At 73.9% G+C, this 4183-nt stretch carries 5 protein-coding genes and 1 pseudogene; 4 read left to right on the forward strand and 2 right to left on the reverse strand.

The window, feature by feature from the left end; genetic code table 11:
- Positions 1-1031 (reverse strand): annotated as a pseudogene (locus ND748_RS26695) (sensor histidine kinase); the annotation flags it as partial.
- Between the two features lie 317 nt (positions 1032-1348).
- Here ND748_RS26695 and ND748_RS26700 point away from each other — a divergent pair.
- Positions 1349-1780 (forward strand): MarR family winged helix-turn-helix transcriptional regulator, encoded by a 432-nt coding sequence (locus ND748_RS26700; protein WP_251748971.1) that lies wholly within the window; start codon positions 1349-1351, stop codon positions 1778-1780.
- Positions 1781-1926: 146 nt separating this feature from the next.
- Here ND748_RS26700 and ND748_RS26705 read toward each other — a convergent pair whose 3' ends face one another.
- Positions 1927-2940: a Gfo/Idh/MocA family oxidoreductase gene (locus ND748_RS26705; RefSeq protein WP_251748973.1), complete on the reverse strand. Its 1014-nt coding sequence runs from the start codon at positions 2938-2940 to the stop codon at positions 1927-1929.
- Positions 2941-3069: 129 nt separating this feature from the next.
- Between ND748_RS26705 and ND748_RS26710 the strand changes: the two genes are divergently transcribed.
- The 3 genes from ND748_RS26710 to ND748_RS26720 form a co-directional block, all read left to right on the forward strand.
- On the forward strand, positions 3070-3297 hold the full coding sequence (locus tag ND748_RS26710) for a helix-turn-helix domain-containing protein (protein ID WP_372517727.1): 228 nt from the start codon (positions 3070-3072) through the stop codon (positions 3295-3297).
- A 3-nt stretch (positions 3298-3300) separates the two neighbouring features.
- On the forward strand, positions 3301-3900 hold the full coding sequence (locus tag ND748_RS34745) for a Clp protease N-terminal domain-containing protein (RefSeq protein ID WP_251748974.1): 600 nt from the start codon (positions 3301-3303) through the stop codon (positions 3898-3900).
- 14 nt (positions 3901-3914) lie between these two features.
- Positions 3915-4183 (forward strand): 2'-5' RNA ligase family protein (locus ND748_RS26720; protein ID WP_308205733.1); only part of this gene is annotated, 269 nt, incomplete at its 3' end.

The raw sequence follows: 4183 nt of genomic DNA on the forward strand, positions 1-4183 counted from the left end.
CGACGTCGGCCGCACACAGCGCACCGTCCCGGGGGGGCCGCGCCGGGCGGCGGCGGGGGCCGGACCGTCCCGTCGGCGTCGACATGGTGGTCCTCCCCGGGCAGCCACAGGTGGATCTCGGCGGAGTCGTCGTGCAGCGCTGCCCGCAGCGCCGCGCGGACCGCCTGCACGTCCGGCGGGGTGGGCAGCGCCGAGAGGAGCTGCGCGATGCGGGCCCGGACGAACACCCGGCGCAGCACAGCCGCCGCGAACGCCAGGGGGATCGCCAGCAGGGTGAGCGAGATGACGACGAACTCGGGCCCGACGTCGCCGTTGCTCGGGTTGTAGACGAAGAAGTTCACCGTCGCCGCGAGGATGAACGCGAGCAGCAACGCCAGCGCCACCGGCCGGAAGACCCGCCGGTCCAGCTCGGAGTACCGCCGCAGTCGACCCCGGACGACGAGCAGGAAGGCGGCGGCGAGCCCGAGGGTCAGGCCGTCGAGGATCCAGACCACGATGTCGAACGCTCCGTGGCCGATCGGCTCGCCGTACCACCACAGGTCGGAGTGCCCGGAGTAGCCGAACCACACCGGTCGGCCGATGCCGATCAGCCCGAGGTTCGCCAGCGGGATGATGAGCACCGCGCTGCCCAGCAGCACCCGTTCGCGGTTGTTCTGCAGCCGCCCGGTCGGGTATCGCAGCACGCCCCACCCGAGGCAGACCCAGAAATGGGTGTAGGCGAACGTCGACACGAGCGCGGACGGGCCGGCGTCCCAGCTCGCCGTCCATGACAGCGGCCACAGCAGGCCGCCCAGGACCAGCGCCGCGGTGACGCTGCCCAGCGACTCCTCGCCGTTGAGCATGGCGGCGGTGAGTATGAACGCGAGCGCCACGACGACGTTGAGGGTCGCGAAGAGCGGGCTGTGCCCGAAGGCGGGCCACTGGCACGCAGTCGCACCGGCGGCGGTGGCGGAGCCGCCGATGGCCAGACACCACGGCCGGTGACGGGCGGCGCACGCGGACAGTCGACCGGGCAGACGCGGATGCGGCACGTCAGTCGACGTTATGTAGCCAGGATCTCACCCGACAAGCGTCGCACACGTCGATTGTCAGAATGCGGGTTACCCCCCACTTCCCGCTGGGAGATCCCCCGGCGAAGTGTGGAGGTCTCCCCGAAGTCAGCGAGTGCGTGCCGGTGGAACCTGGGTGGCGCGGATCGGTGTCGTCGGTGGTCGCATCCGGACGCAGGACACCGCGCCGTACGGGGGTCGGCTGCCACCGGGGGGTGGCCGACCCCTTTTCGTCCTCTTAGCGGTGCATCCCCCGAAATCACCCTTTCTCCGGTCTCCCGGACGAGTACCGTCAGAAGATGGAGACCGAGACGGCGCGTGACGCCGAACTCGCGTCCGCGCTGCGGCTGTCGGTGATGCGCCTTTCCCGACGAATGCGCCAGGAGCGGTCGAGTCAACTCACCCCCACACAGACGTCCGCGCTGGCGTCGCTGGAGCGTCACGGCCCGATGACGCTCGGGGAGATCGCGGCGCACGAGCGCGTTCAGCCGCCGTCGATGACGCGGGTCATCGCGCATCTCGCGGTCGCCGGGCTGGTCGAGCGCCGTCCGCACCCCACCGACGGGCGGCAGGTGATCGTCGAGGTCACCGCGAAGGGGCGAACGCTGCTCAGCGATGATCGCCGGCGCCGGGACGAGTGGCTGACCGACCGGCTCGCGGCGCTGCCGGCCGAGGAGATCGCCGCCCTGACCCGGGCGGCGCCGATCCTGGACGCCCTCGCCGGCTCGTAGCCGCCGCACGTTCGCCCCAAACCCGCACAGCTCGACCCAGCCCCCGCACAGCTCGACCCAGCCCCGGCACAGCTCGGCCAGGCCGGCACAGCTCGGCCCAGCCCCTCTCAGTTCGCCCCAAACCCCTCACAGCTCGGCCCGGCTCCTCAGAGCTCGACCCAGCCGCCTCGCTGGCGGGAGGTGCCGGCGGCGGCGATGAGTCGGTTCGCGGTGAGTAGATCGTGGAAGGTGGCGCCCCGGACCAGCCGCGAGTCGTCGAGCTCGGTGGCCCGCACGACGTCGTAGGTGGCCTCCATCAGTCCGGGCCGGGCGGTCGGCGGGGTGGGCATCAGCAGGTCGCGCACGCCGGCGTCGTCCTGGCGGCGGACGCGGCGGCCCTGCACGACGATGCGGCCGGCGTCCCCACACACCGTGATGGTGGCGGTGTCCAGGTTGCCACCCATCCGTTCGTTGATCAGCACGGTGGCGCCGCTGGCGGAGAGCAGGGCCAGGGTCACGGGCGCGTCGGGCGTCAGCGTGGCGGCGGGCATCGCGGCGGGATCGGCGCAGACCGCCAGAATCTCCCCGCACCAGCGCATCGCGAGATCGACGATCTCGACCCGGCCGGCCGGCCCGGTCGGCGCGCCGACCACGGTCATCTGGGTGAGCCGGCCCAGCGACGGGACCGTGGCCGCGACGTGGGTCGCCGCCGGCCAGGCTCGACCGTCCAGGGCCACCACGTGGGCGAGGTCGCCCTCCTCGGCCAGGTCGGCGACGGCCCGCAGCGTCTCCGCCTCGGCGGTGGCGGGGCCGGCGAGCAGCACGTGCAGGCCGATCTCGGCTGCCCGCCGGGCGACGATGTCCGAGCCGGGCGGCGGGGTCTCCACGCAGACCGCCTCGATGTCGTCGGAGAGCAGGGCGAGCAGGTCGGGGTAGGCGCGGGGAACCCCGGCCTCGGCCGCCCAGGCCAGCGACTCCAGCGGCTCCGGGGCGAGCAGGCCGACGACCGCGACCCCGGCGTCGCGCAGGACCTCGGCCGTCGTGCTGTCGGAGCCGTCGGTGACCAGCGCCATCGCGAGCGGCAGGTCTGGCTGGCGGCGGCGGACGAGCCGCCGCAGTTCCCGCCAGCTCGCGGACAGTGCCGGATCGCGCGGTGGCACCAGCTCGGGGAGCGTCGTCACGGCTCTGATAGTGCCCCCGGGGCGCCCGTGGTGGTCGGCGATGGCCCCGATTGTCGCGGAGAGCGGACAGCGTCCCGTCGTGTCAATCAGGGTTGACACGCTCCGGCGTGTCAACGTAGGTTGACGGCCATGAACATGACCGCCACGAAGCTCGCCGGGGCGGCCTCCGACGACGACCCACGGGTGGGTCTCGCCGCCGTCGCCTCGTTGCGAGCCCTGTTGGAATCACTCGAGGAGCTCCAGGTCGCCAGCGCCCGGCACAGGGGCTGGTCCTGGCAGGAGATCGCCGACGTGCTCGGCGTGAGCCGGCAGGCCGCGCACAAGAAGTACGGGCGCCGATTCGGAAAGGGGAGGTAGGCGGTGTTCGAGAGGTTCACGCCGCAGTCCCGTGCCGTCGTGCGCGCCGCGACCCAGGTGGCGGCGGCCTTCGAGCACGACCGGGTGCACAGCGGCCACCTGCTGTTCGCCATCGTCACCGAGGGCGGTGCCGTCGGGCGTGCCCTGGCCGGCCTCGGGCTCGACGAAGCGTCGCTGCGGGCCGAGCTGCACGGAGCCCGGGTGCTCTCGCGCGGCGGCCGGGAGGTGGACACCGACGCGCTCGCGGCGATCGGGGTGGACTACGAGGCCATCCGGGCCGCCGCCGACGAGCGGTTCGGGGCCGGCGTGCTGGGACTGACGATGGTCCGTAAGGTCCCCCGGCGGTCGTGGTGGAGGCGGCGCCCACGGGCGCGCGGTCCGCGCTTCTCCGCCGAGGCGGTGCGGGCGTTGGAACGCGCCGTGCGGTTCGCGGCCGCCCGCGGCGACGGGGACCTCACGCCGCTGCACCTGCTGTTGGGGATGCTCGCCGACCAGTTCTCGCTGGCCGCCGGGATCATCGTGCGCCGCGGGAGGAGCCTGGACCAGGTCCGGTTCGCGGCGACGGAGGCGGCGGACGGCGCCGACCCGGGAGCGCGAGGCTGACCGCGCGGCTGTTCGTGGCCGCCGTGCCGCCGGCCGCGGTGACCGACCCGTTGTGTACCGCGGTGCACCGGGCCCGGGCGAGCGCCCCAGACCTGCGCTGGTCGGCGCCCGACCGGTGGCACGTCACCCTCGCCTTCCTCGGCCAGGTGCCGGACGATCGGCGCGGCGACCTGGACGCCCGGCTCGCGCGGGTGGCCCGGCGGCACGGCCCGATCGCCGTGGAGACCGTCGGCGGCGGTCACTTCGGTGACCGGGTGCTGTGGACGGCCGTGCGGCCCCGCTC

The sequence above is a fragment of the Frankia sp. AiPs1 genome (genome assembly GCF_023716945.1).
GTDB lineage: Bacteria > Actinomycetota > Actinomycetes > Frankiales > Frankiaceae > Frankia.

Coding starts and splice junctions, on each gene's coding strand:
- ND748_RS26700 (WP_251748971.1), top strand. CDS start 1,349: ATGGAGACCGAGACGGCGCGTGACGCCGAACTCGCGTCCGCGCTGCGG.
- ND748_RS26710 (WP_372517727.1), top strand. CDS start 3,070: ATGAACATGACCGCCACGAAGCTCGCCGGGGCGGCCTCCGACGACGAC.